The following is a 23,498-nucleotide window of genomic DNA, read 5'->3' as shown; positions in this document are numbered from 1 at the left end:
AATCTAACAAATTTGAATAAAATAATTTGACCAACTATTGCCATTTTTCTATGATATCCGCTTCTGTGTATTCAGGGAGATGATCATTTTCTAAACCTCTCATGGCCTGTTAAAGAGAAAATTGATTCCATTCTTGATTTTCTATATTATTTATATATGGTAACAAGGTATTATAAAGCGTTAGTTTTTCTTGTTGCAATACTTCTTGAACTATCTCCTTAATCAAGGCTTTTAATTCTTGGGTTTCCATAATTTGACCTTTTACAGCAGATTTCGCTCTTGTAGTGCGGGCATCTTGCCCGCTGAATATGTACCTCATAACACCAGAAATTGCTGTATATCGTAAGTAATTATCCGAACTTGATATTATTCTTTATCGTCAAAATTAACATCTTGATAAATGTCTACTAAACTAATTTCAAAATCAAGATATTGCAATTTAACAATATCATTTTCACATTTATATTCTCTAAAAATCCATTCTCCCTCATTAGTTTTGCTATAGTGCATCACTTGATATTGATTTTGTTCTACTAAAACATATTCTTTAAATTGGGGAATAGAACGATAAAAAGTAAATTTATCCCCTTGATCATAATTTTTTGTAGACTTGGATAAAACCTCAACAATTAACAAAGGATTAGTCACAGTAGTATTATTTTTACCTGCATAAATAGGTTTTCCATCAGTTACAATCACATCAGGATAAGTATATTCTCTATATTCAGGAATCCATAAACGCACATCTCCAATAAAAACACGATATTTTTTTCCTCTAATAACATATAATAAAGATGATGCAAAATTAAGCGCGATTTGATTATGATTTGTCGTGCCACCAGTCATAGGTATAATTTCTCCATTGCGATATTCGCTTTTATAAAGTGCTTTTTCTTCTAATTCTAAATATTCTTCAGGGGTGTAAATATGTTTGCGAGTTTGTACTTGCATATTGTTTTCCTTAATTTGGTTTATTAATTGTAGATAGTTAATAGGAAAAGAATTTTTTCATTAATCAACTTCGCGCTTTATTTAATTAAAAATAAAATTTAATGCCTGTTTAATAATTAATTCTTGATCTACCATATTTCTCAAGGTTAATTCATCATAAATTCCGCCAAAAGCTTCTAAAGAAGCATTATCTAAAGCTCGATTATAAGCTCCTGGTAAAATTTCTTCTATTTCTTTTTTGTTCATGTAATATCCTCCAGCTTTTCTGCGGTTGTTGATCCGCTCAATTGCATCAATAGCATTGCGAATGGAAACATCCCAAGCATGAGTTGTCCTTTTTTCTGCTTGTTGTTTAATTAAATGGACTAAAAGCACTACACAATAACTATAAATTTTATTGATTTTATCTTCTTTACTCATTTCTTCTAATTCATCAATTAAAGATAGAGCCGCTTCTAGGTTGCCAGAAACCACTAATTCTCTGAGTTCTAGTAATTCTTCCATGATTTGCTCTCTCCTTGAAGTTTGCTATTTCTAGCATAGCGCTGATAACGCTATCAACGACAGATACACCACTAAGGATAACGGTTGTTGTCCAAATTTTACCAATTTCTGCTAGAGTATGGGCGATATCGCAAGCTCTGACTTATCAGTTCGCTTCCGTATCCGCAGCAAGCACAATCACAACACATAAAATTCAGAAATTAAGCTCCCACGAAGAAGCCTTTGTCAAGTAAGATAAAATCAAAGGACTTCAAGAGGCTGCTGCTAATCCCTCTCCAATGATACAGCGTTTGAGAGCAATCAAAGCGCAACGAGAACAGGAGCGGTTAAATCTTGTATGAAAATCCGTTTCTTGCTCGATGAAAACTTGTCACCAAAGCTAAAGTTTGCTGTTTTGCGTCTTAACCCAGCAATAGATATAGTTCGTGTGGGTGATCCAGATGCTCCCCCACTAGGAACACTAGATCCAGAACTGCTGCGTTATCTGGAAGTATCTGAACGGTTATTGGTGACATACCAAAAGTTTTATGAATTTTTCCTAATACGAATGTATACTATAATAAAGCTCAGTTTAGTTAAACTATAGCTTAAAAGAAACTGAGATTACTACTGGAGGTAGATCAAAATGCTAAACCAGTCTATTACCGGAATGAGTTTACAGGATTTAGAATCCTTAATTAATAGAATTGTTGATGAAAAAATTAATCAAATAAGTCTCGCTAAACATAACAAAATAGAACAGTCTGAACTTGTTAAAAACATACATATTTTTCAAGAAAGCTTAAAGCAAAAATATGGTGAATTTTCTGATTTGACAGAATTATTGCGAGAAGATAGAGACAGATGATCACAGATAAAATTGTCATTGATAGCAGTGTAGCCATTAAATGGTTTATTGCTCAAGATTATTCATTAGAAGCAAATAAAATTCTTGATGCTTATCAAGCACAACAAATTACCTTGATTGCACCAGACTTAATTTATGCAGAAATTGGTAATATTGTTTGGAAAATACAGCGATTTCAAGGTTTAACTAATCACGAAGCTGAGATGATACTTGATTTATTTCAGCAAATACAGTTAAAAATATTTCCTGCTGATGAATTATTAAAAGATGCCTATCAGTTTGCCGTGAATTATCAAAGAACTGTCTACGATAGCCTTTACCTAGCTTTAAGCATTAGAGAAAACTGTAAATTTATCACTGCTGATGCAAAATTGTACAATGCTATTTATCCAAAAATACAAAATATTCAACTGATCAAAGATTGGATTTAAGTATGAGCGATCGCACAAAGTTCTGCAATTCCTTGAGGATGGAAATATTTACTTAATATCAAGAGACATGAGACTATTTTTATATTCTACAATTATGCTTGAATTAGAAAGTTGAATGAGAAAATCAGCACTTTTATCTCAACTTGGAGTGCGTCAGCGCTATAAACCCCAACCACACCGATAAATTACTCATACTGACGCACCCTACTAACTTACTTTTCCAAAACGAATCTAACAGATCCCATAACCGCATTAAATTGATAATATTTCTCCCCTGTTCCTGGATCTTCGATAGTAATACTATCTCCGTCACAACTCACCAATCCTGTTGGTCCGACAGTTTCGCCAATACCTTCATAGACATTTCCTCCTCCTCTTGCTACACATCTTCCTGATGAAATCGGTACAAAACAATTCCACTCACGAGTTTTAGAACCCGATATACTAGGCTCAAGTTTAACTCCTTGATAAGAACTAAGACGCTTACATACATATTCACGACGAGATTTATTAGTTGCTTCAATCGTAGGAGTTGATGTAGGGTAATTTGTTGGACTTGGAGTGGGATCAGGTGTAGGAGTTGATGTAGGTGTTGGTTCAGGTGATGGTGTTGGCTTTTTCAAATCTTCAATTATAGCAACTACTTCTTTCTTTTTTGACTCATAACTGTTTTTCAGATTAGTAACTGAAATAAAAACATCAGATGGGATATCATTTAAAATCGCCAGTACGTTATCCCATTTCTCCTTAACTGCTTCATATTCACTAACCGTTTGAGCCTTTCCCATCTGTTCCTCTGCATCTTGAGCTTGTTGTTTGGCTTCGTTGATGGAGTCAAGAGCTTGATTTTCTTTATCTAAACGACTCTGTATTTTGGTTAATTGACTTTGATAATCTGAAAGTTCATTTTGGGCAGTATTGTATATCTTAGCAGATGTTGGTATAGTTTTTAATTGAGCGATCGCATCTTGTAACTGTTGTTGAGATGCTTGTAAATCTTCCACATTCTTGGCACTTTCAAACAAATTTTGAGCAGTAACAGCCATATCTTTTGCTTGTTGATATTGCGAACTAAACTTTTCATCAACAGCACAGTTATCTAGTGATTTACAAATAATAGGAATATGAGCCGATTGAGTTCCTAAAAAAACTATTCCCAGCACGAAAACTCCTATTGAACTCCACATGATTATCCCAAGTGATTTATTTGGCTGAGAAATACGCCGCTTTGGAATAATTGAATTTTGCTTTGGGGTAGTTTGAATAGGTGATGTTTGTAACGGTGGCTTTCGTTGCTGAGATGGTATTTGAGAAGATTTGCTTGAAGACTGATAAGCTGTTTTAGTTGTTAATTGTGAATTTTTTAAATCTTGTAAAACTGCTTGAGCCGATTGATAACGCTGTTGATATTCCTCTTCTAATAACTTATCTAAAATATCATCTAATTCTTTACTAACAGGTTGTTTTAAATGTAGTCGCCAAGTTTTCACCCAACCGTATCCTTGTTTTTTCCAAAGATTCCAAGGATGAACTCCTGTTAGTAAATGAAAACAAGTCGCACCCAAACTATATAAATCACTAGCTGGATATACTTTCCCATCCCGCATTTGTTCTAAAGGTGCATAACCAAAAGTACCAATTGATGTTCCTGTTTTAACTGTTCCTTGGAGTTGTTTTGATGCCCCAAAATCAATTAATATTAATTTGCCATCACTACGACGACGCATAATATTTTCTGGTTTAATATCTCGATGAATTACACCATCTTGGTGAACTACTTTCAGGATGGATAATAAATCTTGTAATAAGGCGCGGATTTTTGATTCTGAGAATATTCCCTGTTTTTCTAATTCTTGTAATAAATTTTCACCGTCAATGAATTCTTGTACTAAATACAGACAGCTATTTTCTTCAAAATAAGCTAACAGAGTGGGAATTTGTGAATGTTTGCCGAGTTTTAGTAATTGTAGCGCTTCTTGTAAAAATAATTCTGTGGCTTTTTTTCGTCCTGCTGTTCCTTGGATTTGAGGTGCAAATTGTTTGATGACACACTTTTCGTTTAATTTGTCAACATCTTCCGCTAAATAGGTTTTGCCAAATCCGCCACTACCTAATGATTTAATCGGACGATAGCGGTTTTTCAATATGACTATAGCAACGTTGCAGTTAGGACATAATTGAGTTTGTTCGGGAACTGAGGGAGTTTGTTCGGGAACTGAGGGATTATTACATTCCGGGTTGAGACAACATATCTGATTCATGGTTGTGTAGTAGTAGATACGTTTATGATTAAATATCTACTAATATACACGAAATATACTTAAATTGACAATTGACTGATTTTTTCCCCAGTAAGCAAGTATGCTAGAATTAAACCAGTTTAGTTAACAGACAATTTTGATATTATATAAACTGTAGTTAAAACAAACCTGATATTACCACTGGAGGTAAATCATAAATGCTAAATAATCAGGCTATTACCGAACTGACTTTACAGGATTTAGAATCCTTGATTAATAGAATTGTTGATGAAAAAATTAATCAGATTAATCTTGATCACAAAATAGAACAAACTGAGATTGTTCAAAACATACACATTCTGCCAGAAGATATTGAAAAATCTAATCCTTTTGTTCAGTTTGATGGTATTTTCAAAGACGATCCGCTTTTTGATGAATTTTTAGAAGAAATGGCTAAAAATCGCCGTGAATTAGATGCAGAAATAGCTGCTTATGAATCTTATTTATAAGTTATTATGTAACATAATAAATACTGCCTAAACTCAATTACTTAAAATCCAGTTTGCCAGATTTATTTTAATTCGCTCTAATCTTTCTGTGGAAATTTCACCAATTTTTCCCAATAATATCTTTTCTGATACAACTGCTAACCGTGAGACTCGAAAAACACTTTCTGATTTTAAGCCTGTTTGTTTAAAATCCTGATCATTGGGTGTAATAATTTCGTCAATTCCAGTCAATTCTTGCCCTGTTTTAGTGGAAATCATACAAACTAGCCAATCATCATAATTGTTGATTAATGGCTTAATTAGAAGTGCTGGGCGTAACTTTCCAATTGCCAGATTCGTTTGGGGAAATTTGAATAAAACAATTTGACCAACTATTGCCATTTTTCTATAATGTCCGCTTCTGTGTATTCGGGGAGATGATCATTTTCTAAACCTCTCATAGCTTGTTCAAGAGAAAATTGATTCCATTCTTGATTTTCTGTATTATTTATATATGGTAACAAGGTATGATAAAGCGTTAGTTTTTCTTGTTGTAATACTTCTTGAACTATCTCCTTAATCAAGGCTTTTAATTCTTGGGTTTCCATAATTTTACCTTTGGCTAACTTCCTAATGCTAGTAGATAAATGCTAACAAAAAGAGTAAGGTAATGTAAAACTACACCCCTACTCAATTTGTTATCAATTATCGAAATTTAACAGCTTACGCTTCATCTAAAGCTGCAATACCAGGCAAAACCTTACCTTCTAGCAACTCCAAACTAGCACCACCACCGGTAGAAATGTGGCTCATTTGGTCAGCTAAACCGACCTTTTCCACAGCCGCTACAGAGTCACCACCACCGATAATGGTAGTTGCGCCGGTTTTGCCAATTTCTGCTAAAGTATGAGCGATCGCTTCTGTACCCGCAGCAAATTTATCAAACTCAAACACACCCATAGGTCCATTCCAAATCACAGTCTGACAATCAGCCAAAGCCGCTTGGAAAACCTTGATAGAATCAGGACCAATATCTAAACCCATACCATCGGCAGGGATATTTTCAATGCTGACAGTAGTAGCATTAGCATCAGGCGCAAACTTATCAGCAGAAACAATATCTGTAGGTAGCAACAAAGCCACACCACGTTCTTTGGCTTTAGCTTCCAACTCTCTTGCCAATTCTAGCTTATCTTCTTCCACCAAAGACTTACCAACATTCAAACCACGGGCTTTATAGAAGGTGAAAATCATCCCACCGCCAATGATCAACTTATCGCACTTTTCCAACAAAGTTTCAATCACACCGATTTTGCTAGAAACCTTAGAACCGCCAATAATAGCCGCCAAAGGACGCTTAGGTTCTTCAATTGCACTTTGTAAATATTGCAATTCCTTCTCAACCAAATAACCAGCCACAGAAGGACTTAAAAACTCAGTTACGCCCTCAGTAGAAGCGTGAGCGCGGTGTGCAGTTCCAAAAGCATCATTTACATAAAAATCAGCGTTTGCTGCCAATTTTTGAGCAAATTCGCGGTCGTTCTTTTCTTCTTCCTTGTAAAAGCGGACATTTTCTAACAATAGCACTTGGCCATTGTCCAAAGCCGCAACTTTAGCAGCAACATCATCACCAATACAGTCATCAGTTTTGATAACTTCCTGTCCTAACAACTCAGAAAGACGTTTAGCAACCGGGGTTAAACGCAATTTTTCATCTACACCCTTGGGACGACCGAAATGGCTTGTTAAAATGACCTTAGCACCCTTTTGGGTCAAATCTTGGATAGTTGGTAGCGCCGCCCGAATCCGGGTATCATCGGTAATGTTGCCTTGATCATCCACAGGCACATTAAAATCAACTCGTACTAAAGCGCGTTTTCCAGATATATCAGCCGCAGATAAACTTGCTAAACTTTTTTTAGACACAGTACAACTCTCCTGATTACTTTTTTGTTATTGTCTTCAAAATATGACCATCAAGATTTTACCGGAGTGAGGGGCGCAGAGGTGAGATATGTTTAAAACAGTTCTATTTCCCATTGACCAAAGTCGAGAAGCCAGAGAGGCCGCTGATATAGTTGCCAATATTGTGCAAACTTATGGCAGTCGCTTAATTTTGCTTTCAGTCGTTGAAGAACCCGACCCAGAAGCACCTGCTACCAGTCCTATGGTATCTCCAGAAGCAGTTGCCAAACTCCTAGAAAATGCCCAAACCTTATTTTCTGGACAAGGAATTATAACCGAATTACTGGAAAGACAAGGTAAACCAGCCTTTACTATCTGTGATGTTGCTGATGAAGTTGAGGCCAGTTTAATTATTATGGGTTGTCGAGGACTAGGTTTAACGGAAGAAGGCGCAACTGATAGCGTCACCATGCGGGTAATTAACCTTTCTCCCTGTCCTGTTTTGATTGTTCCTTAATTAACTATCGGGTGCGTTAATCTGGATTAACTCAGTGTAGCGCACCACCTAAATTCGCAAGTTCTAAATCTGGAAATTCACCACGTCTCATGCGTGTAACATATTCTTGAGCATCCATACCACCTAATAAATTCGGTGCAATTCCTTCAAGTTCGGTGAGATTACGACGTGGCTTAGGTGATATCTCACAAAAGCTGAGTCTTTGGACAAGGTGTGATATTAAACTCAATTGTTCATCTGGTGTAAGTGCGTCCGCTAGTGTCATCAACTCAATCAATTGTTTAGACATTTAATTCTATCCTCTGGACAATTTCTGGTAGAACCTACGCAAGTTACATATTGGCAGGGTGCATTAGCTAAGTATAATCTGTATTTATCTATTTGATAGCATAGCGCAAAAGTTTGAAATGACTAATAGCTAATTTAGGGGATATTTATGATACACTAGGTTGAAAAGTTCCGTAAACCCTCAACAATCCCCAAATTAAGGCATTTAATCCATGCTTTCCCAGATTTTCCAACAAAGGTTGACAGATTTACTAGATCATATTACTCAAGATCAAAAATTACTGAAAGAATTTGAGGAAGCCTTAACTGTTGAAGACAACCCTCGAACATTAAAAAAATATAAAAAAGAAATTAAACGACAACAGGAATCTATTGATAATTATAAACAAGAATATACAGAATTAGAACAACAGTTAACTGGTATACCTACACCGCAAATCCAGGTAGTAGGAAATCAACTGCAAATAATAGAAAACCAATTACAGCAAATAGACGCAAAATTAAATATTGTTCTTATTAAGCAAGATTCACTTTTACTTCGTTATGAAGCTTCTGAACAAGCAATTTTGAGAGTTTTTATTGAACAGCTAAATCAGACTCAATTAGCTTTTACAGAAAATATGTTAAATGCAGTAGCAGCTAATCAAGTATCTGAGTCAGAAATGCTGGAAATGTTGGCGTTTATAGAATCACGTATACCTTCTTTACCTGCCAATAGTCAAGCAGAAATTGCCGAAATTATCAAATCTCCTGAATTAGATGCTAGACATAAAATTACTGTAACTTTACCGATTGTTCCTTTTTTGATTAATTATGAAGGTGAATTAGAATTGGGAACTGGTTTTAATATCAAGTCTGCTTGGGAGTTAGTTATGCAGAAATTAGGGAGAAAGTAAACTGTGGATTTGCGTCAGCACATTGAAGAAGAATTAAACAAAGATTTTCAACTGCTTAAAGAGTATGAAAATGAAAAACGTAATGAAAATGATCCAGGACTTCGTAACAAGTGGGAGAATAAAATTCAGTTAATTAAACAAGAAATCAAAACCCGTCAAGAGGAATTAAATAAATTACCTAAAACTTCTCCAAATTCATCTTCAAATCAATCTTTTATCCAAGATTTGGGTTTTGGTGTAGGACTAGAAATGGTGTATATTCCTGGTGGGACATTTTTAATGGGCGCACCAAAAACAGAGGAAGGTAGTTATGATTCTGAACGTCCCCAACACTATGTCAATGTCAAACCTTTCTACATGGGGAAATACACTATTACTCAGGAACAATGGGAAAAAGTCGTTTATTCCTGTCCTCCAGTTGCTAGAGAATTAAATTCTCGTCCTGCCTACTTCCCAGGTGATAAACTACCTGTAGAGCGAGTATCTTGGAATGATGCCGTTGAGTTTTGTGCTAGGCTTGAGAAGAAAACAGGACAAAAATACCGTTTACCCAGTGAAGCTGAATGGGAATATGCCTGTCGTGCCGGTTCTGCAAAACCTTTTGCTTTTGGTGACACAATCACCACAGATGTGGTAAACTATGATGGTAACTACACCTATGGTAATGCCCCCAAGGGAGAATATCGAGTAAGAACAACTCCAGTAGGAACTTTTCAGCCCAACGCCTTTGGTTTATATGATATGCACGGCAACGTCTGGGAATGGTGCGCTGATACTTGGCATAATAACTATGAGGGTGCGCCTAATGATGGAAGTGCATGGATAAGCGAAACTAATCAAAACGTTAAGCTGCTGCGCGGTGGTTCGTGGGACTACGATCCTGGACATTGCCGTTCTGCTTATCGCTACTACAACGATCTCGACTACGACCACTACCGTATTGGTTTTCGGGTTGTATGTTGTGGTGCGGCGAGGACTTAGTAGCCCTTTACACTCTTGCTCTTTTGCCCTCTGCTCTTTCCCTCTTTACCCTTGCCAAGCGTAACGGAGTGGAGCGATCTTTTTTTTATTTTGTGACCTTTGAGAAATTCGAGCTATTTAATTTAATAGAAACTTTCACAGCCTTGGTTTCATTCACGATAACACACAAATCTGAAACTGTCAACTCGTTCCCAGCCGGAGTCTGGAAGGGTTACACTTGACGGTTTACTAGGGTGGCGCTGGCTTGGTCAACTGGCATAAGTATAACTTCGTTAATATTAACGTGACTCGCTCTAGTCGCACAGAAAAAGATCACATCAGCCACATCATCAGGAGTCAAGGGTTTAACTCCCTCATACACCTTTTTAGCCCGTTCTGTGTCACCATGAAAACGCACTTGACTAAATTCTGTTTCTACCATACCAGGGTCAACAGATGTCACTCGCACAGGAGTTCCTAATAAGTCTTGTTTTAAGCCTTCAGAAATGGCTTTAACGGCTGCTTTTGTCCCACAATAGACATTACCACCAGGATAGGTTTGATGTCCCGCAATAGAACCGATATTAATAACATGACCATGATTCCGTTCTACCATTCCTGGTACAACATAACGGGTAAGGTAAAGTAAACCTTTGATATTAGTATCTATCATTTCTTCCCAGTCTTGAAAGTCGCCTTCATGTAATTTACTCAAACCGCGACTTAAACCAGCATTGTTAATCAGAAGATCAATATTTTTCCAAGAAGAGGGTAAGTTAGCAATAGCCGATTCTACCGCCAAGCGCTCGCACACATCAAGTTGTAATAAATGGATTTTCTCAGATGGAATATCTAATGAATCAGCTAATTGCTGTAACCGTTCCCACCGTCGTGCAGCTAAAATCAGTTTTGCACCAGCATGAGCAAAAATCTTGGCACAAGCAGCGCCAATACCGCTACTTGCACCAGTAATAAAAACAATTTGATTTTGCATGAATTTGTCAGTTGTCAGTTGTTCGTTGTCAGTAGGGGCGAAGCATTTGGAAGATAAATTATCGGTCATTGCCAAAAATAGTTCTCCAAATGCTTCGCCGGTACAGTTGTTAGTAGGGGCGAAGCATTTGGAAGATAAATTATCGGTCATTGCCAAAAATACTTCTCCAAATGCTTCGCCCGTACAGTTGTTAGTAGGGGCGAAGCATTTGGAAGATAAATTATCGGTCATTGCCAAAAATAGTTCTCCAAATGCTTCGCCCGTACAGTTGTTAGTAGGGGCGAAGCATTTGGAAGATAAATTATCGGTCATTGCCAAAAATACTTCTCCAAATGCTTCGCCCGTACAGTTGTCAGTTGTTTTTCTTTGCCACTGACCAATCACCAATCACCAATCACCAATAACTACTTCTTAACAACCTGTAACCGTTGAGTAATAATAGTCATATCTTCACCTCTGCGAATTACTGCGGAAACCCATTGAGGTCCGGGAGTAGAGGGTGCGCGTCCTGTTTTGAACAGTCCACCAGAATTGAGAAATTCTAAATTTGCAATTGTGGGGTTGAGGAGTTTATTACCTTGAATGGGTTCTTCTATGGCTGTTCCCAGCAGAAAATCCTCACCTAATGGTTCTTTGACAATGGCATCAAAACTATATTTTTCCCCAACTTTTACCTGTTGTGGTAATTTAATTTCTACTTGGGGTGGTTTACTTCCAGAGGTTAGTTGAGTCCGTTCTGATAAAATATCTTGCTGAACGATTTTTGAGCCTGTGACTTTTTGACGCGATTTAATGGTAGAGTTAAGGGTTAAATTATTATTACCAGATGCAGGTAAACCGCTAATAGTGGTGACAGTATCCGCAATAATTGTATTACCTTCCGATTTCCAGGATTCTAGCTTGGTCGTGTAACGCAATTTAGGATATCGTTTCCAAAGTCCTGTTAAAGCCTGTTCCATTGCTTTGCGGTTTAAGCCGTCACCATGAGTAAATGTAGGGCTATAAAATTTCATTACACCATTGACATTACCTTGATTAGCAGCATTATCAATTTGTGTTAATAGATTCGTGAGTGTAGCGGGTGCATTTCCGGTTTGACCAGCTTGAGCCAATTGCCAAGTGCTGGATAAACCAATTGCCAGTAAACTGGAAATTAGGGAAATACTCACAGTTAATGTTTTATTACGTTTCATTAATAAAGGGATAATTTTAGTCATAAGGAAGATTTTACTGATTTGATGATACAAGATCAGGAATTTGTTTTATCTTAATGAAATTAGGCGATAAATGGTATAGGCGGGAATGGTAAATCCATCAATTAGATTACTTATAGCAGCTAGTGGGACAGGTGGACACTTGTTTCCGGCGATCGCATTGGCTGAAAAACTGCCAGAATACAATATTGAATGGCTGGGTGTGCCAAATCGGCTAGAAACTCAGTTAGTTCCCCAGACATATCCTTTAAATACGGTCGCTGTTGAAGGTTTTCAGCAAGGTTTGAGTCTTGGTTCTATCCGCACCTTGTGGAAATTGATCAGCTCGATTCTCAAAGTCAGACGTATTCTTAAACAAGGAAAGTTCCAAGGAGTTTTCACCACAGGGGGTTATATTGCCGGTCCTGCGGTAATTGCAGCGCGTTCTTTGGGTTTACCTGTGGTTTTTCATGAATCCAATGCTTTACCCGGCAAAGTTACCCGCTTTTTTGGTCCTTGGTGTAATGTGGTAGCGATAGGATTTGATGTAACTACTCAATATTTACCTCGGACAAAAACTATCTGTGTGGGTACTCCTGTTCGTTCTCAATTCTTAGATGAAACTGTTAATAACACTTTAGATTTACCTATTCCTAATGGTGTTCCTCTAATTGTGGTGTTTGGTGGTAGTCAGGGGGCTGTAGCCGTAAATAAATTAGTCCGACAGTCCGCGGACGCTTTGTTTCAAGCTGGGGCTTATATAGTGCATTTGACGGGTGATAATGATCCCGATATTAACAGTCTTCAACATCCTCAATATATAGCCTTGGCTTTTTATAATAATATGGCGGCTTTGTTGCGAAGAGCTAATTTAGCTATTAGTCGTTCTGGTGCGGGTAGCTTGACAGAATTGGCAGTTTGTGGTACTCCAGCAATTTTGATTCCCTATCCCTTTGCAGCGGAAGATCATCAGTCTTATAATGCAGAGGTGTTTACTAAAGCTGGTGCGGCTTTATCCTTTAAACAGTCGGATTTGACTCCAGAAATATTTACGACTCAGGTTTTGAATTTGTTGCAATCTCCGACAGAATTAGGGAGAATGGCAGAGAAAGCTGCATCGGTCGCTGTTCCTGATAGTGTAGATAAATTGGCAAGTTTGGTGAGAGAAGTGATCGAAAATTAATTCCCATTAACTCCAAATAGTCATTCCTAAATTGTGAGCATTTGGCGATATAGGGCGGTAGGATGGATAATATCTCTCAGACTTGCAACAATAATTTACAAGTATTACAAAGATAAGTAACACTCTAAAAGATTTACCAGCCGCCATTACGGTGGATTAATGGCTATATTTACATTGAACAAGGAAAATTGTGAACTTTTGTAGCGATAGCTTGACTTTTTGCCATTAAAGAGGGACACAAAAGGCGTTTTTTAACAGTAAGAAGTAGCCTATTGTAAGACACTGACACCTGTTGTCATCAGTTTCTGATATTCGCAATGTGACTAATTTGCTGAAATGGAAAATAATCACAACAGTTTAACGAAGCTAAATAAGGAGAATCGGGGTTTGGGAATGGAAAGGTGGAAACAAGACTTCAAAAATGACCTGATTGCTGGTTTGCTGGTGGTAATTCCCCTCGCAACCACCATCTGGTTAACAATTACCATAGCCACATGGGTAATTAACTTTCTCACCCAAGTTCCTAAACAACTCAATCCCTTTGATGGCTTAAATCCGATTTTAGTAAATATACTTAATTTACTAGTAGGATTAGCCGTGCCATTATTAAGTATTTTGGCTATTGGCTTAATGGCTAGAAACATTGCTGGAAGGTGGTTATTGGATTTCGGTGAGCGGCTATTGCAAGCCATTCCTTTAGCTGGACAGGTATATAAAACCCTCAAGCAACTATTAGAAACTCTGTTAAAAGATTCTAATGGTAAATTCCGCCGGGTAGTCTTAGTAGAATACCCTCGTCCGGGCATTTGGGCGATCGCCTTTGTTACTGGAGCAATGAGCAATGAAATCCAAAGTCAAATATCTCGTCCTGTAATTAGCCTGTTTATTCCCACTACACCCAATCCGACCACAGGATGGTATGCGATAGTACCAGAAGAGGATGTACTTAATCTCTCTATATCTGTTGAAGATGCTTTTAAAATCGTTGTGTCTGGTGGTATAGTGTCCCCCAATATCCAGCCTTCTCACCTCCCTGCACTGTCAGCAATATCATCTTTGGAAATAAAACAGCAGGAAATTCCAGAAATAGAAACTAAACTCGATACCAACCTAGTAAAGTGAGCAAAAAATAGATAAGCTAATTGTTCATCTGCGCTAGAACTCACATATTTTTCATCATCCCAACTGTATGCAGCATCGTAAACCCCAACAAATAGCCCGCGAATTGGCACTATTAGCCTTGAGCCAATTACCAATCAACCCTAAAAAACTAGAAAGCCTATCAGACGAGCAATTAGTTTCTAAGCTAGTTTTAGGAGCAGTTCGGACTCTCACAGTAGAAGTACAGGACACATTGAACAATGCCGCAGGAGAACTGCAACGGAGTAATGATCGCCTATTAACCAGCGAAACGAGAGCTGCGGATTTGAATACAGCTAGAACCATGCTGAAAGAGGCAATTTCCTATACCCAAATAGCTATCAATCAATTAGGTACATCTGTTGATTTTCCAGAATTAATTCAGTCGGCCAATCAAAATAAAGAAGTTCGTAATTACGCTAAAGCGATTATTATTACTGTCAGCGAGAACCATCAAGCTATCGAAGAATCTATTTCTAATGCTTTAGTAGATTGGCAAGTTACCCGTCTAGCTCAAATTGATAGAGATATCCTCCAAATAGCCACCGCAGAAATAAAATTCATGCAAGTTCCCGACAGCATTGCTATTAACGAAGCTGTAGAATTAGCTAAACGCTACAGTGGAGAAGATGGCCACCGTTTTATTAATGGTGTTCTCCGTCGAGTTAGTGAACAAAAACAAACTGTTTAAATTGGTCATTGGTCATTGGTCATTGGTCATTGGTAAGACTTTTATTCCTTCTTTCTTTCTTTCTTTCTTTCTTAACTCCTGACTCGGTGACTCGGTGACTCGGTGACTCGGTGACTCGGTGACTCGGTGACTCGGTGACTCGGTGACTCGGTGACTCGGTGACTCCTGACTCCTATCCTAATTAAATTTTTATCTAAAATAAACTACAATGGCTTTTAATTGGTTTCGTCGTCCAAATAATGAATCTGCTGATACTCCTGAAAACCAATCTCAGGAAGAAACACCCGCAGTAGAAGCAACTGAACCAGAAACAACCGCACCAGATACGGCGGATTTGTTGGCTTTTGCTAAAGCTGCTTATAAAAATATTCAAGAAAAACAACAACTAGAAACAGAATTATCTGTAGCGGTTGAAGAAGATACTATCAGTCAAGAAATAGTAGAAACTCAAGTAGGGGAAATAACTGCACCGATAGAAATAGATGCAACCATCGCAGAAATTACTGAAGATGTTGTTAATGAACTACAACCAGAACCAGAATTAGCTAATTTATCTTTTTTAGAACGGGCTGCGGCCGAAAGACAAGCTAAACAAGAGAAATTAATTGCTAGTGCCATAGAAACCGAAATTCCCGAAATACAGATAACTCCGACAGCACCAGAAATAGAGATTCCAGAACTGGTATTTGATGATGGGTTTAAGTGGTCAGCAAAGGTTTTAGCCGCCCAAGGGAGAAAAGCTGAAGATATTTCCCTGGAAGAAATTACTTGGTTGAAAAAACTCCGTCAAGGTTTAGATAAAACTCGGCGGAATATTCTTAACCAACTAAAATCAATTGTTGGTCAGGGGCCTCTTAATCAAGAGGCTGTCAATGAAATTGAATCATTACTTCTACAGGCAGATGTGGGGGTAGAGGCAACTGATTATATTATTAGTGCGTTACAAAAGAAATTACTCGCAGAAGTTACTCCCCCAGAACAAGCGATCGCTTATCTCAAAGAAATTCTCCGAGATATCCTAGATGCACCCTTGCAAAATCAAGACAAACCTAGTTTTGCACCGGCAAAAGACACCCTGACCATTTGGTTAATTACCGGAGTTAACGGGGCGGGAAAAACTACCACCATCGGTAAAATTTCTCACCTAGCACATAAATCCGGTTACAAGTGCTTAATTGGTGCGGCGGATACCTTTCGGGCTGCGGCTGTGGAACAGGTCAAAGTTTGGGGAGAGAGAAGCGGTGTTGAAGTTATCGCCAATCCTGGGAAAAACACAGATCCGGCAGCCGTGGTGTTTGATGCGATCGCTGCTGCTCAATCTAGAGAAACCGAACTACTATTAATAGATACCGCTGGGAGACTGCAAAATAAGAAAAATCTCATGGACGAACTCAGCAAAATCCGCAAAATCATTGATAAAAAAGCCCCCAATGCCCGTGTAGAATCGCTGTTAGTTCTTGATTCTACTTTAGGACAAAATGGATTGCGACAAGCTGAAGTATTTTCCCAAGCAGCCCAACTCAGCGGCGTTGTTTTAACCAAATTAGACGGAACAGCCAAAGGAGGTGTCGCCCTCGCTGTTGTTCAGCAATTAGGCTTACCCATTCGTTTTATTGGGGCTGGTGAAGGAATTGAAGATTTGCGTCCATTCTCTAGTCATGAATTTGTAGAAGCATTGTTAAGCGATTAATATCGTCGCCGAAAAATAATTGTCCTCAGACTAGTAGTCTGTCAATCCAAAAATGACGGGTAAAGGCAAGTAGGGGAGTGGGGGGAGTAGGGGAGGGAAAAACAGAAGTTTTTTCCTATCATTATCCGTCAAAATAAATTTGACGAACTACTAGAAGTCTGGGGCTAGACAAACAAATTCCAAGTTCTGCGCGGAATCTATAAAACCCGCCTTTATATCTCAAGCTATAATCAAAAGTGAAATTATCTTTAGAGAATGAGAAATGACGCTAAATAACTTATTAGAAATTCAAGGAATTATTCACCGCGATTCCGAAATTATGGGTGGAGTTCCTGTTTTTGTGGGAACTCGTGTTCCTTTACAAACATTTTTTGACTATCTCGAAGGGGAGAATGGATTAGCTGAGTTTATTAGTGATTTTCCCTATCTGGAGACTCAAACTATGAAAGTCTTGGAAAATACAGCTAAATTGATCATCGCTCAAGAACGCTGTGCTTGATGATTATATTACTAGATGAAAATCTTTTGAGTAAAAAACTCAAACAACCTTTTTTAAGGAAAGGCGACATAGTTTACAATGTTAATGATATGGGATGGCGTGGGTTGAAAGATCGAGAAATTCTTGATTTAGCTGAAAAATATCCTTTTGATGCCTTTATTACAGCCGATAAAAATCTTCCCTATCAACAAAATTTAACTAATATAATTTTGAGAATTATTGTTTTAGATTCTCGCAGCACTCGTCCTGATCATTTACTACCTTTAATGGAAAAAATTAGTGAAATTATCTCATCTTTATCAGTAGGATCTTCTGTATTGCTCAATGATATGGGTGAGATTGAATCTATTGGTTAATAGTTTATATTAAGATGAATCTGCACAAAATAAGCCTTAAAGAATAATTGAACGCAGATAAACGCAGATAAACGCAGATAAACGCAGGATATTAATGTCCTTTGATCAGCTAAATCCCCAGCAATGTAAAACTTATATTTAATCCCACGCTTTAATTCAAATGCTAGTATAAAAGTATACTGGATTTAGAGCATTAAGCAAAAATAAGCGAAATTTTTCCATAAAAGAAATCTATCTAAGGAAACATTTCGAGAATTTATGGTATATAGGTTAAATGTTTGTAGTCCATAATTGAACAAGTTTTGATTAAAAGCATGATGACAACTATGTTTTAACCAAAATTCCACCAACGCAAAAACCATGAATTAACTCACTGAAAATCTATCTGGTTTTTTAGTTTGATGATTCTTAATATATATTCTCTCAGGAATAGAGGTAATTTTGCTAATCGCAAACTTTTATTTCTCAAGATATATGAAGGGTTGATTCAGTTGTGAAAGAATTAGGGGCTGTTAATTAATCATAAAAATTACCGATTCCCAAAGATTTATTTTTGACAAATTAGAAAATTTATCATCATGGAAAATTAACCATCAAAAATGTCCTCAGCATTAACCAAGACTTAAAAAATTACCTTCAACATTTCTTCTACTCTTGCTAAAATCACGAATTTCGTTGAATATGATCTCACAATTTATCAAGAAAGAGTATTTATAAAGAATCACACATTTGCTATTCTCAACTGCAATATTAACCTGTGTCACAATTTCCCCCCCATCCTACTGATAGTAATAGCAGCACCACCACAGATGTCACTCCTGTGGTGGCACTCAAAGAACTTGTGTCCAGGCTGCATCGAGAACAAAATAAAATTCAAGACTTGCTGAGTTCCTTAGGATTTGCCCTCAGAAGCTTTAATAATTTAAATCAGTTTTTGGAACTGATTCCCCTCATGGCTACCAGAGTGACAGATGCGGAAGGTAGCGCACTTTTTCTTTATAAACCCAATGGACAAATTAGATTAGAACAACTACATTGGCAAGATACTCAGCAACGAAAAAATATTAGAAAAGCCCTAGAAACTGCCAGTAGTCAAATTACTCTTTTAACTAATTCTGGTCCTGCTGCCATTTCCACAGGCATTCTAGATGACCAAATGCACGCCGTTTTAGGTCCAGATGTGCAAATCTTTGGGACAGCTATTTTAGTTAAGCATACAGAACGGGGTTGGCTGTATGTTTTGAGTCGTGATCCAGAATATAGTTGGACAGAAACTAGACAAAAATTAGTGCGGTTAGTGGCAGACCAAACCGCAGTTGCGATTGACAATGATGAATTATCTGTAGAATTAAGAAAAAAAGCACGTTTAGATCAAGAATTAGAAATTGGTGCAGAAATTCAACGCCGACTTTTACCGCGTCAATGTCCAAATATTCCTGGTTTGTCTCTAGCAGCCCGTTGTAAACCGGCTAATCATGTTGGTGGTGACTACTATGATTTTATTCCCACTAATCAAAACCAGTTAAAGCCCAAACCACAAGCATCTCCAGAAAATGCCAGTTGGGGTTTGGTAATTGGGGATGTGATGGGTAAAGGTGTTCCCGCAGGTTTGATTATGACGATGTTGCGGGGAATGCTACGAGGTGAAGTATTGCATGGTAATTCCCCAGCGGGAATTTTGCAAAATTTGAATCGGGTTATGTATGCGGATTTGGAAAATTCCCACCGCTTTGTGACGATGTTTTATTCAGAATATGACCCGCAAACGCGAATTTTATCTTATAGTAATGCCGCCCATAATCCGCCTTTATGGTGGCACGCAGCGACAAAAACTGTGAGCCGTTTGGATACGTTCGGGATGTTAATTGGTTTAGATGCCAATAGCGAATATCAAGATGCTCAGGTTCAGTTAGAATCTGGGGACACAGTTATTTATTATACTGATGGTTTGACTGATGCAGCGGCGGCTGGTGGCGATCGCTTTGATGAAGATAATTTTGTTACATCTTTCAGAACGGCTTGTAAGTATTGCAATAGTCCCCAGGAAATTGTGGAATATCTATTTGATCAAGTTCAGCAATTTATCGGTGCTGATAGGCAAAATACCGATGATATGACGTTGGTGGTTTTGCAGATTGTGTGATTAGTTATGGTAAAAATTCTATGTCCAGAATTTGATTCACAGTGTCAGGTAAATCCGCTGGGAGAGCGATCGCTACCAATACTTATGCAAAGACTACATAACACAAGATCCCCGACTTCTTTAAGAAGTCGGGGATCTGACTTTTACAATGTCCACAAATCAAATATAAATTCTATTCTTCAGGGATTGAATTTACTCCTGCTTTTACCATTTTTCCGCCCAATAGATAATTTCTGAAGATGCAACATCAATTGCGACTCCATGACTATTACCATGATTCCATTTTGCACCAGGTTGGCTTTTATCTTCGGCTTTTAATACTAATATTTCATAACTGCTAGGAAAGGTTTCTGTTTCTGAATCGCTAGTATAAAAGAATGTTGTCGGTACGCCGTTGGGTTGGTTACTATGAGTATTTGTATTCCCACCCTGGTATTGATGCTGAGAGATTTTTTTGTACTGTGTCAGCAGGTTTTTAATCTTTGCTTGTGGTTCTTTGATCCGCAGTTGTAAAGAATTACTTCCTGGAGTTAATCCTGAAGCATAAGCCATTTGTAAAACTTGAGAATCATTAGGAATTTGTCCGGGAAAATGTTGGATTTGTTGAATATCAGCCCATTGGTGGTTACGGATTTCTTGATATTGTGATGTATCAGTAATTAACTGTAATTGTTTGGTTTTACTAGCAGCTTTAGTCATCCAGAAACTGCCAATAACTAGACCAAAACTACCCAGGGACAGTAAAATTATTGTAGCGAGTTTAACTAAAATAGATCGCTTCATTCCGTTGGTTGTATCTAGCTTGTAGATTAATATCCCAACCTTTAAAACAGTAGTCCTGATAGTTTTGAATCTAGCTTGAGTTAGATTGACAGAAAAATTTTGATTTGGTTAAATTGATGACAAATTCACAAAGAACCAATAATCATTCCCGCTAAAATTAAAAAACCAATCCAGACATTTTGGCGAAACATTTCTCCATAAGCAGGATGAGGAATTTCAGGCTGTTGTAAGCGGATAATTTGCCAAATCCAGCCGATACTAGCCAAAATTAAACTGATCCAAAATGCTGTGTTTAAATTAACTAATAAACCGACTCCAGCTAAGAGAATAACCGTACCAATCAAGAAAACAGCGATCGCTGTAGGGGCATATTTACCAAAGAATAAAGCGCTAGAATTAATGCCAATGCGTTGATCATCTTGGCGATCGCTCATGGCATAAATGGTATCAAATCCTAATGTCCATAGTACCGTCGCGCCCCAAAGCAACCAAGTCGGTGCTGTAATATTAGCTGTAACAGCACTCCAACTAATTAAAACCGCAAAACCCCAAGCAATCGAAAGCACCAATTGGGGAACAGGAAATACCCGTTTCGCACCGGGATAAAGGACAATTACTGGAACTGCGGCCACAGACAACCAGAAGCTTAAAGGGTTAAGATAGAAAGCGACAACTGCGGCACAGACGAGGGAGACTATCCCCACCACAATGCCAATTTTAACGGAAATGGTACGAGATGCAAGGGGGCGATCGCGTGTTCTCTCAACTTGGGGATCAATATCTCTATCCCATAAATCATTAACTACGCATCCAGCCGCACTGGTGGCAATACTACCGAGAATAATCACTCCCACTAGGGGGATAGGTGGTTTACCCGCAGCGGCTAAAAATACAGCCCACAATGCGGGAATCATCAAAATTAACCTCCCTTCTGGTTTATTCCACCTTAACAGCCGCATAATTACAAGCCATAATGGTTCTGGGTTGATTTTTGGTGTTTCTAACATATTTGCTGATTTAACATATCTTTACATTTATAGAATATCGTTATTTGCTATTTGTCCTCCAGTCCCTATTCATCTATTCAGAGAATAACAAAATGGTAAATTTAGTCTCGGCTAACTGGGAAAATAAACCTAGTGAATCAGTTCAAGAAAATCAGATGATTGCAGCCATTGATATTGGTACAAATTCTTTACATATCATAGTGGTAAAAATTGAAGCAACTTTACCATCTTTTACCATTATTGCCAGAGAAAAGGAAACGGTGAGATTAGGCGATCGCAATTTAATTACTGGCGAATTAAAACCGGAAGTGATGATGAAAGCGATCGCCTGTTTAGGAAGATTTAAAACTCTTGCTGACAGCTTAGGGACAAATAGTATTGTTGCTGTGGCGACAAGTGCAGTCCGGGAATCTCCCAACGGTCAAGAATTTCTTCAACAAATCGAAACCGAAGTCGGTTTAAGCGTTGACTTGATTTCCGGTCCCGAAGAAGCCCGTCGCATCTACTTAGGTGTATTATCGGGGATGGAATTTAACAACAAACCGCATATCATAATTGACATTGGTGGTGGTTCAACAGAATTGATTTTAGGAGACAGTGAAGAACCCCGTAGTCTCACCAGTACCAAAATCGGTGCAGTGCGCTTAACTGGGGAATTAATCGCCTCAGATCCCATCAGCGAAACCGAATTTAAATACCTCCAAGCTTACGCTAGAGGAATGCTAGAACGTTCTGTGGAAGAAGTGCAAGGAAAACTCAAAATTGGCGATTCTCCCCAGTTAATCGGCACATCTGGGACAATAGAAACCATCGCTACCATCCATGCGCGGGAAAAATTAGGTCTTGTTCCTTCCACCCTCAACGGGTATCAATTCAGTCTTCAAGACTTGCGAACTTGGGTAAATCGCTTACGCAAAATGACCAATGTAGAACGGGCTACCGTTCCGGGAATGCCAGAAAAAAGGTCAGAAGTGATACTTTCAGGGGCAGTAATTTTACAGGAAGCAATGACCTTGTTAGGAGTACAATCCGTAACAGTCTGTGAACGGTCTCTTAGGGAAGGCGTAATTGTAGACTGGATGCTAACTCATGGCTTCATTGACAACAGACTGCGGTTTCAAAGTTCCATTCGGGAACGCAGTGTATTAAAAACTGCCAAAAAATATCAAACTAACTTAGAACATAGCGAGCGTGTTACCGCTTTTGCACTTAATATATTTGACCAAACCAAAGGACAATTACATTATTGGAATGCAGATCAACGTCAATTACTATGGGCTGCTGCCATTTTACACAATAGTGGTCACTATATCAGCCATTCTGCACACCACAAACATTCATACTACTTAATTAGAAATGGTGAATTACTGGGTTATAACGAAACCGAAATCGAAATTATTGCCAATATAGCCCGTTATCACCGCAAATCTCCACCCAAGAAAAAACATGAAAGCTATCGGAATCTATTGCACAAAGAACATCGGACAATGGTTAATCAACTCAGTGCAATTTTAAGGTTAGCTGTTGCTTTAGACAGAAGACAAATAGGGGCTATTTCTCATGTTCAATGTGAATATGTTCCCAACTTCAAAGAATTTAAGATGTTGATATTTCCATCATTAATTGATGATGAATGTGCCTTAGAAATGTGGAGTTTAGATTACAAAAAAGGAGTTTTTGAAGAAGAATTTGGTTTAAAATTTGTGGCAATATTAGCAAATAGTAACACTCCATTGAGCTAAGTAGGTTGGCGTTAAAAATTGTCGATCAAACAGCTATTAATGAGATTTTA

28 protein-coding genes are annotated in these 23,498 nt (G+C 38.0%); 16 read left to right on the top strand and 12 right to left on the bottom strand.

Annotated features, from left to right (window positions below; translation table 11 throughout):
• Positions 1 to 109 precede the first annotated feature (109 nt).
• The 3 genes from FJR09_RS21730 to FJR09_RS21720 all read right to left on the bottom strand — a co-directional run bounded on the left by FJR09_RS21730 (position 110) and on the right by FJR09_RS21720 (position 1,455).
• The gene (locus FJR09_RS21730) at positions 110 to 319 is read right to left on the bottom strand and encodes a hypothetical protein (RefSeq protein ID WP_168653262.1); all 210 of its coding nucleotides are present in this window, start codon (positions 317 to 319) and stop codon (positions 110 to 112) included.
• A 47-nt stretch (positions 320 to 366) separates the two neighbouring features.
• Positions 367 to 951, bottom strand: coding sequence for a Uma2 family endonuclease (locus FJR09_RS21725; RefSeq protein ID WP_168652149.1), 585 nt, complete (start codon positions 949 to 951; stop codon positions 367 to 369).
• 81 nt (positions 952 to 1,032) lie between these two features.
• Positions 1,033 to 1,455: a DUF29 family protein gene (locus tag FJR09_RS21720; protein ID WP_168653267.1), complete on the bottom strand. Its 423-nt coding sequence runs from the start codon at positions 1,453 to 1,455 to the stop codon at positions 1,033 to 1,035.
• Between the two features lie 337 nt (positions 1,456 to 1,792).
• On the opposite strand from FJR09_RS21720, the gene FJR09_RS21715 reads away from it, so the two are divergent.
• Genes FJR09_RS21715 through FJR09_RS21705 form a run of 3 tightly spaced genes read left to right on the top strand, consistent with a single transcriptional unit; the run spans position 1,793 to position 2,733 of the window.
• Positions 1,793 to 2,041, top strand: a complete 249-nt coding sequence (locus FJR09_RS21715; protein ID WP_096668550.1) for a DUF5615 family PIN-like protein — start codon at positions 1,793 to 1,795, stop codon at positions 2,039 to 2,041.
• A gap of 39 nt (positions 2,042 to 2,080) precedes the next feature.
• Positions 2,081 to 2,302, top strand: a complete 222-nt coding sequence (locus FJR09_RS21710; RefSeq protein ID WP_096668552.1) for a hypothetical protein — start codon at positions 2,081 to 2,083, stop codon at positions 2,300 to 2,302.
• On the top strand, positions 2,299 to 2,733 hold the full coding sequence (locus FJR09_RS21705) for a type II toxin-antitoxin system VapC family toxin (RefSeq protein WP_168653266.1): 435 nt from the start codon (positions 2,299 to 2,301) through the stop codon (positions 2,731 to 2,733). Before FJR09_RS21710 ends, FJR09_RS21705 begins: the two co-directional genes overlap by 4 nt.
• A gap of 212 nt (positions 2,734 to 2,945) precedes the next feature.
• Here the strand turns inward: FJR09_RS21705 and FJR09_RS25585 are convergent, their stop codons facing one another.
• Entirely contained in the window at positions 2,946 to 4,994 is a 2,049-nt protein-coding gene (locus FJR09_RS25585) for a protein kinase (RefSeq protein WP_254433181.1), read from the bottom strand.
• A 197-nt stretch (positions 4,995 to 5,191) separates the two neighbouring features.
• Between FJR09_RS25585 and FJR09_RS21695 the strand changes: the two genes are divergently transcribed.
• Positions 5,192 to 5,482: a hypothetical protein gene (locus FJR09_RS21695; protein ID WP_168653265.1), complete on the top strand. Its 291-nt coding sequence runs from the start codon at positions 5,192 to 5,194 to the stop codon at positions 5,480 to 5,482.
• A 33-nt stretch (positions 5,483 to 5,515) separates the two neighbouring features.
• Here FJR09_RS21695 and FJR09_RS21690 read toward each other — a convergent pair whose 3' ends face one another.
• The 3 genes from FJR09_RS21690 to pgk form a co-directional block, all read right to left on the bottom strand.
• Positions 5,516 to 5,863, bottom strand: a complete 348-nt coding sequence (locus FJR09_RS21690; RefSeq protein WP_168652146.1) for a type II toxin-antitoxin system PemK/MazF family toxin — start codon at positions 5,861 to 5,863, stop codon at positions 5,516 to 5,518.
• Entirely contained in the window at positions 5,854 to 6,069 is a 216-nt protein-coding gene (locus FJR09_RS21685) for a hypothetical protein (RefSeq protein ID WP_015080711.1), read from the bottom strand. The genes FJR09_RS21690 and FJR09_RS21685 overlap by 10 nt, the downstream gene beginning before the upstream one ends.
• 115 nt (positions 6,070 to 6,184) lie before the next feature.
• On the bottom strand, positions 6,185 to 7,387 hold the full coding sequence (gene pgk / locus FJR09_RS21680; RefSeq protein WP_015080710.1) for a phosphoglycerate kinase: 1,203 nt from the start codon (positions 7,385 to 7,387) through the stop codon (positions 6,185 to 6,187).
• 88 nt (positions 7,388 to 7,475) lie between these two features.
• Here pgk and FJR09_RS21675 point away from each other — a divergent pair, with 88 nt between their 5' ends.
• Positions 7,476 to 7,883 (top strand): universal stress protein, encoded by a 408-nt coding sequence (locus FJR09_RS21675; protein ID WP_015080709.1) that lies wholly within the window; start codon positions 7,476 to 7,478, stop codon positions 7,881 to 7,883.
• A 31-nt stretch (positions 7,884 to 7,914) separates the two neighbouring features.
• On the opposite strand, the gene FJR09_RS21670 is transcribed toward FJR09_RS21675, so the two are convergent.
• Positions 7,915 to 8,172 (bottom strand): hypothetical protein, encoded by a 258-nt coding sequence (locus FJR09_RS21670; RefSeq protein WP_015080708.1) that lies wholly within the window; start codon positions 8,170 to 8,172, stop codon positions 7,915 to 7,917.
• Positions 8,173 to 8,383: 211 nt separating this feature from the next.
• Between FJR09_RS21670 and FJR09_RS21665 the strand changes: the two genes are divergently transcribed.
• Positions 8,384 to 9,067 (top strand): hypothetical protein, encoded by a 684-nt coding sequence (locus FJR09_RS21665; protein ID WP_015080707.1) that lies wholly within the window; start codon positions 8,384 to 8,386, stop codon positions 9,065 to 9,067.
• Positions 9,068 to 9,070: 3 nt separating this feature from the next.
• Positions 9,071 to 10,048 (top strand): formylglycine-generating enzyme family protein, encoded by a 978-nt coding sequence (locus FJR09_RS21660; RefSeq protein ID WP_168653264.1) that lies wholly within the window; start codon positions 9,071 to 9,073, stop codon positions 10,046 to 10,048.
• Between the two features lie 211 nt (positions 10,049 to 10,259).
• Here FJR09_RS21660 and FJR09_RS21655 read toward each other — a convergent pair whose 3' ends face one another.
• Positions 10,260 to 11,021, bottom strand: a complete 762-nt coding sequence (locus FJR09_RS21655) for an SDR family oxidoreductase (protein WP_168653263.1) — start codon at positions 11,019 to 11,021, stop codon at positions 10,260 to 10,262.
• A 25-nt stretch (positions 11,022 to 11,046) separates the two neighbouring features.
• Between FJR09_RS21655 and FJR09_RS21650 the strand changes: the two genes are divergently transcribed.
• Positions 11,047 to 11,397, top strand: coding sequence for a hypothetical protein (locus FJR09_RS21650; RefSeq protein WP_254433180.1), 351 nt, complete (start codon positions 11,047 to 11,049; stop codon positions 11,395 to 11,397).
• A 28-nt stretch (positions 11,398 to 11,425) separates the two neighbouring features.
• On the opposite strand, the gene FJR09_RS21645 is transcribed toward FJR09_RS21650, so the two are convergent.
• Positions 11,426 to 12,238: a nuclear transport factor 2 family protein gene (locus FJR09_RS21645; RefSeq protein WP_168651977.1), complete on the bottom strand. Its 813-nt coding sequence runs from the start codon at positions 12,236 to 12,238 to the stop codon at positions 11,426 to 11,428.
• Between the two features lie 85 nt (positions 12,239 to 12,323).
• Between FJR09_RS21645 and murG the strand changes: the two genes are divergently transcribed.
• From murG to FJR09_RS21610, 7 genes are all read left to right on the top strand, one after another.
• Positions 12,324 to 13,397, top strand: coding sequence for an undecaprenyldiphospho-muramoylpentapeptide beta-N-acetylglucosaminyltransferase (gene murG / locus FJR09_RS21640; protein ID WP_015080703.1), 1,074 nt, complete (start codon positions 12,324 to 12,326; stop codon positions 13,395 to 13,397).
• A 336-nt stretch (positions 13,398 to 13,733) separates the two neighbouring features.
• A complete protein-coding gene (locus tag FJR09_RS21635) occupies positions 13,734 to 14,519 on the top strand; it encodes a DUF502 domain-containing protein (RefSeq protein WP_015080702.1) in 786 nt (261 codons plus the stop codon).
• A 67-nt stretch (positions 14,520 to 14,586) separates the two neighbouring features.
• Complete coding sequence (nusB, locus tag FJR09_RS21630) at positions 14,587 to 15,228, top strand: transcription antitermination factor NusB (RefSeq protein ID WP_015080701.1); 642 nt, start codon at positions 14,587 to 14,589, stop codon at positions 15,226 to 15,228.
• Positions 15,229 to 15,436: 208 nt separating this feature from the next.
• On the top strand, positions 15,437 to 16,918 hold the full coding sequence (gene ftsY / locus FJR09_RS21625) for a signal recognition particle-docking protein FtsY (protein ID WP_015080700.1): 1,482 nt from the start codon (positions 15,437 to 15,439) through the stop codon (positions 16,916 to 16,918).
• 262 nt (positions 16,919 to 17,180) lie between these two features.
• Positions 17,181 to 17,417 (top strand): DUF433 domain-containing protein, encoded by a 237-nt coding sequence (locus FJR09_RS21620; protein ID WP_015080699.1) that lies wholly within the window; start codon positions 17,181 to 17,183, stop codon positions 17,415 to 17,417.
• On the top strand, positions 17,417 to 17,773 hold the full coding sequence (locus FJR09_RS21615) for a hypothetical protein (RefSeq protein ID WP_015080698.1): 357 nt from the start codon (positions 17,417 to 17,419) through the stop codon (positions 17,771 to 17,773). The genes FJR09_RS21620 and FJR09_RS21615 overlap by 1 nt, the downstream gene beginning before the upstream one ends.
• 757 nt (positions 17,774 to 18,530) lie before the next feature.
• Complete coding sequence (locus FJR09_RS21610; RefSeq protein WP_015080697.1) at positions 18,531 to 19,916, top strand: PP2C family protein-serine/threonine phosphatase; 1,386 nt, start codon at positions 18,531 to 18,533, stop codon at positions 19,914 to 19,916.
• 204 nt (positions 19,917 to 20,120) lie between these two features.
• Here FJR09_RS21610 and FJR09_RS21605 read toward each other — a convergent pair whose 3' ends face one another.
• Together FJR09_RS21605 and FJR09_RS21600 are read right to left on the bottom strand one after the other, a co-directional pair.
• Complete coding sequence (locus FJR09_RS21605) at positions 20,121 to 20,699, bottom strand: hypothetical protein (RefSeq protein ID WP_168653511.1); 579 nt, start codon at positions 20,697 to 20,699, stop codon at positions 20,121 to 20,123.
• Positions 20,700 to 20,824: 125 nt separating this feature from the next.
• Positions 20,825 to 21,706, bottom strand: coding sequence for a 4-hydroxybenzoate solanesyltransferase (locus FJR09_RS21600; RefSeq protein WP_168653512.1), 882 nt, complete (start codon positions 21,704 to 21,706; stop codon positions 20,825 to 20,827).
• 92 nt (positions 21,707 to 21,798) lie between these two features.
• Between FJR09_RS21600 and FJR09_RS21595 the strand changes: the two genes are divergently transcribed.
• Positions 21,799 to 23,448, top strand: a complete 1,650-nt coding sequence (locus FJR09_RS21595; protein ID WP_015080694.1) for a Ppx/GppA phosphatase family protein — start codon at positions 21,799 to 21,801, stop codon at positions 23,446 to 23,448.
• The last annotated feature ends 50 nt before the right edge of the window (positions 23,449 to 23,498 follow it).

Origin of the sequence: Dolichospermum sp. UHCC 0406 (assembly GCF_009712025.1) — a bacterium.
Classification (GTDB): Bacteria; Cyanobacteriota; Cyanobacteriia; order Cyanobacteriales; family Nostocaceae; genus Dolichospermum; species Dolichospermum lemmermannii.
The sequence above is the reverse complement of the archived record's forward strand: the minus strand, read 5'-3'. Positions and strand labels throughout refer to the sequence as shown.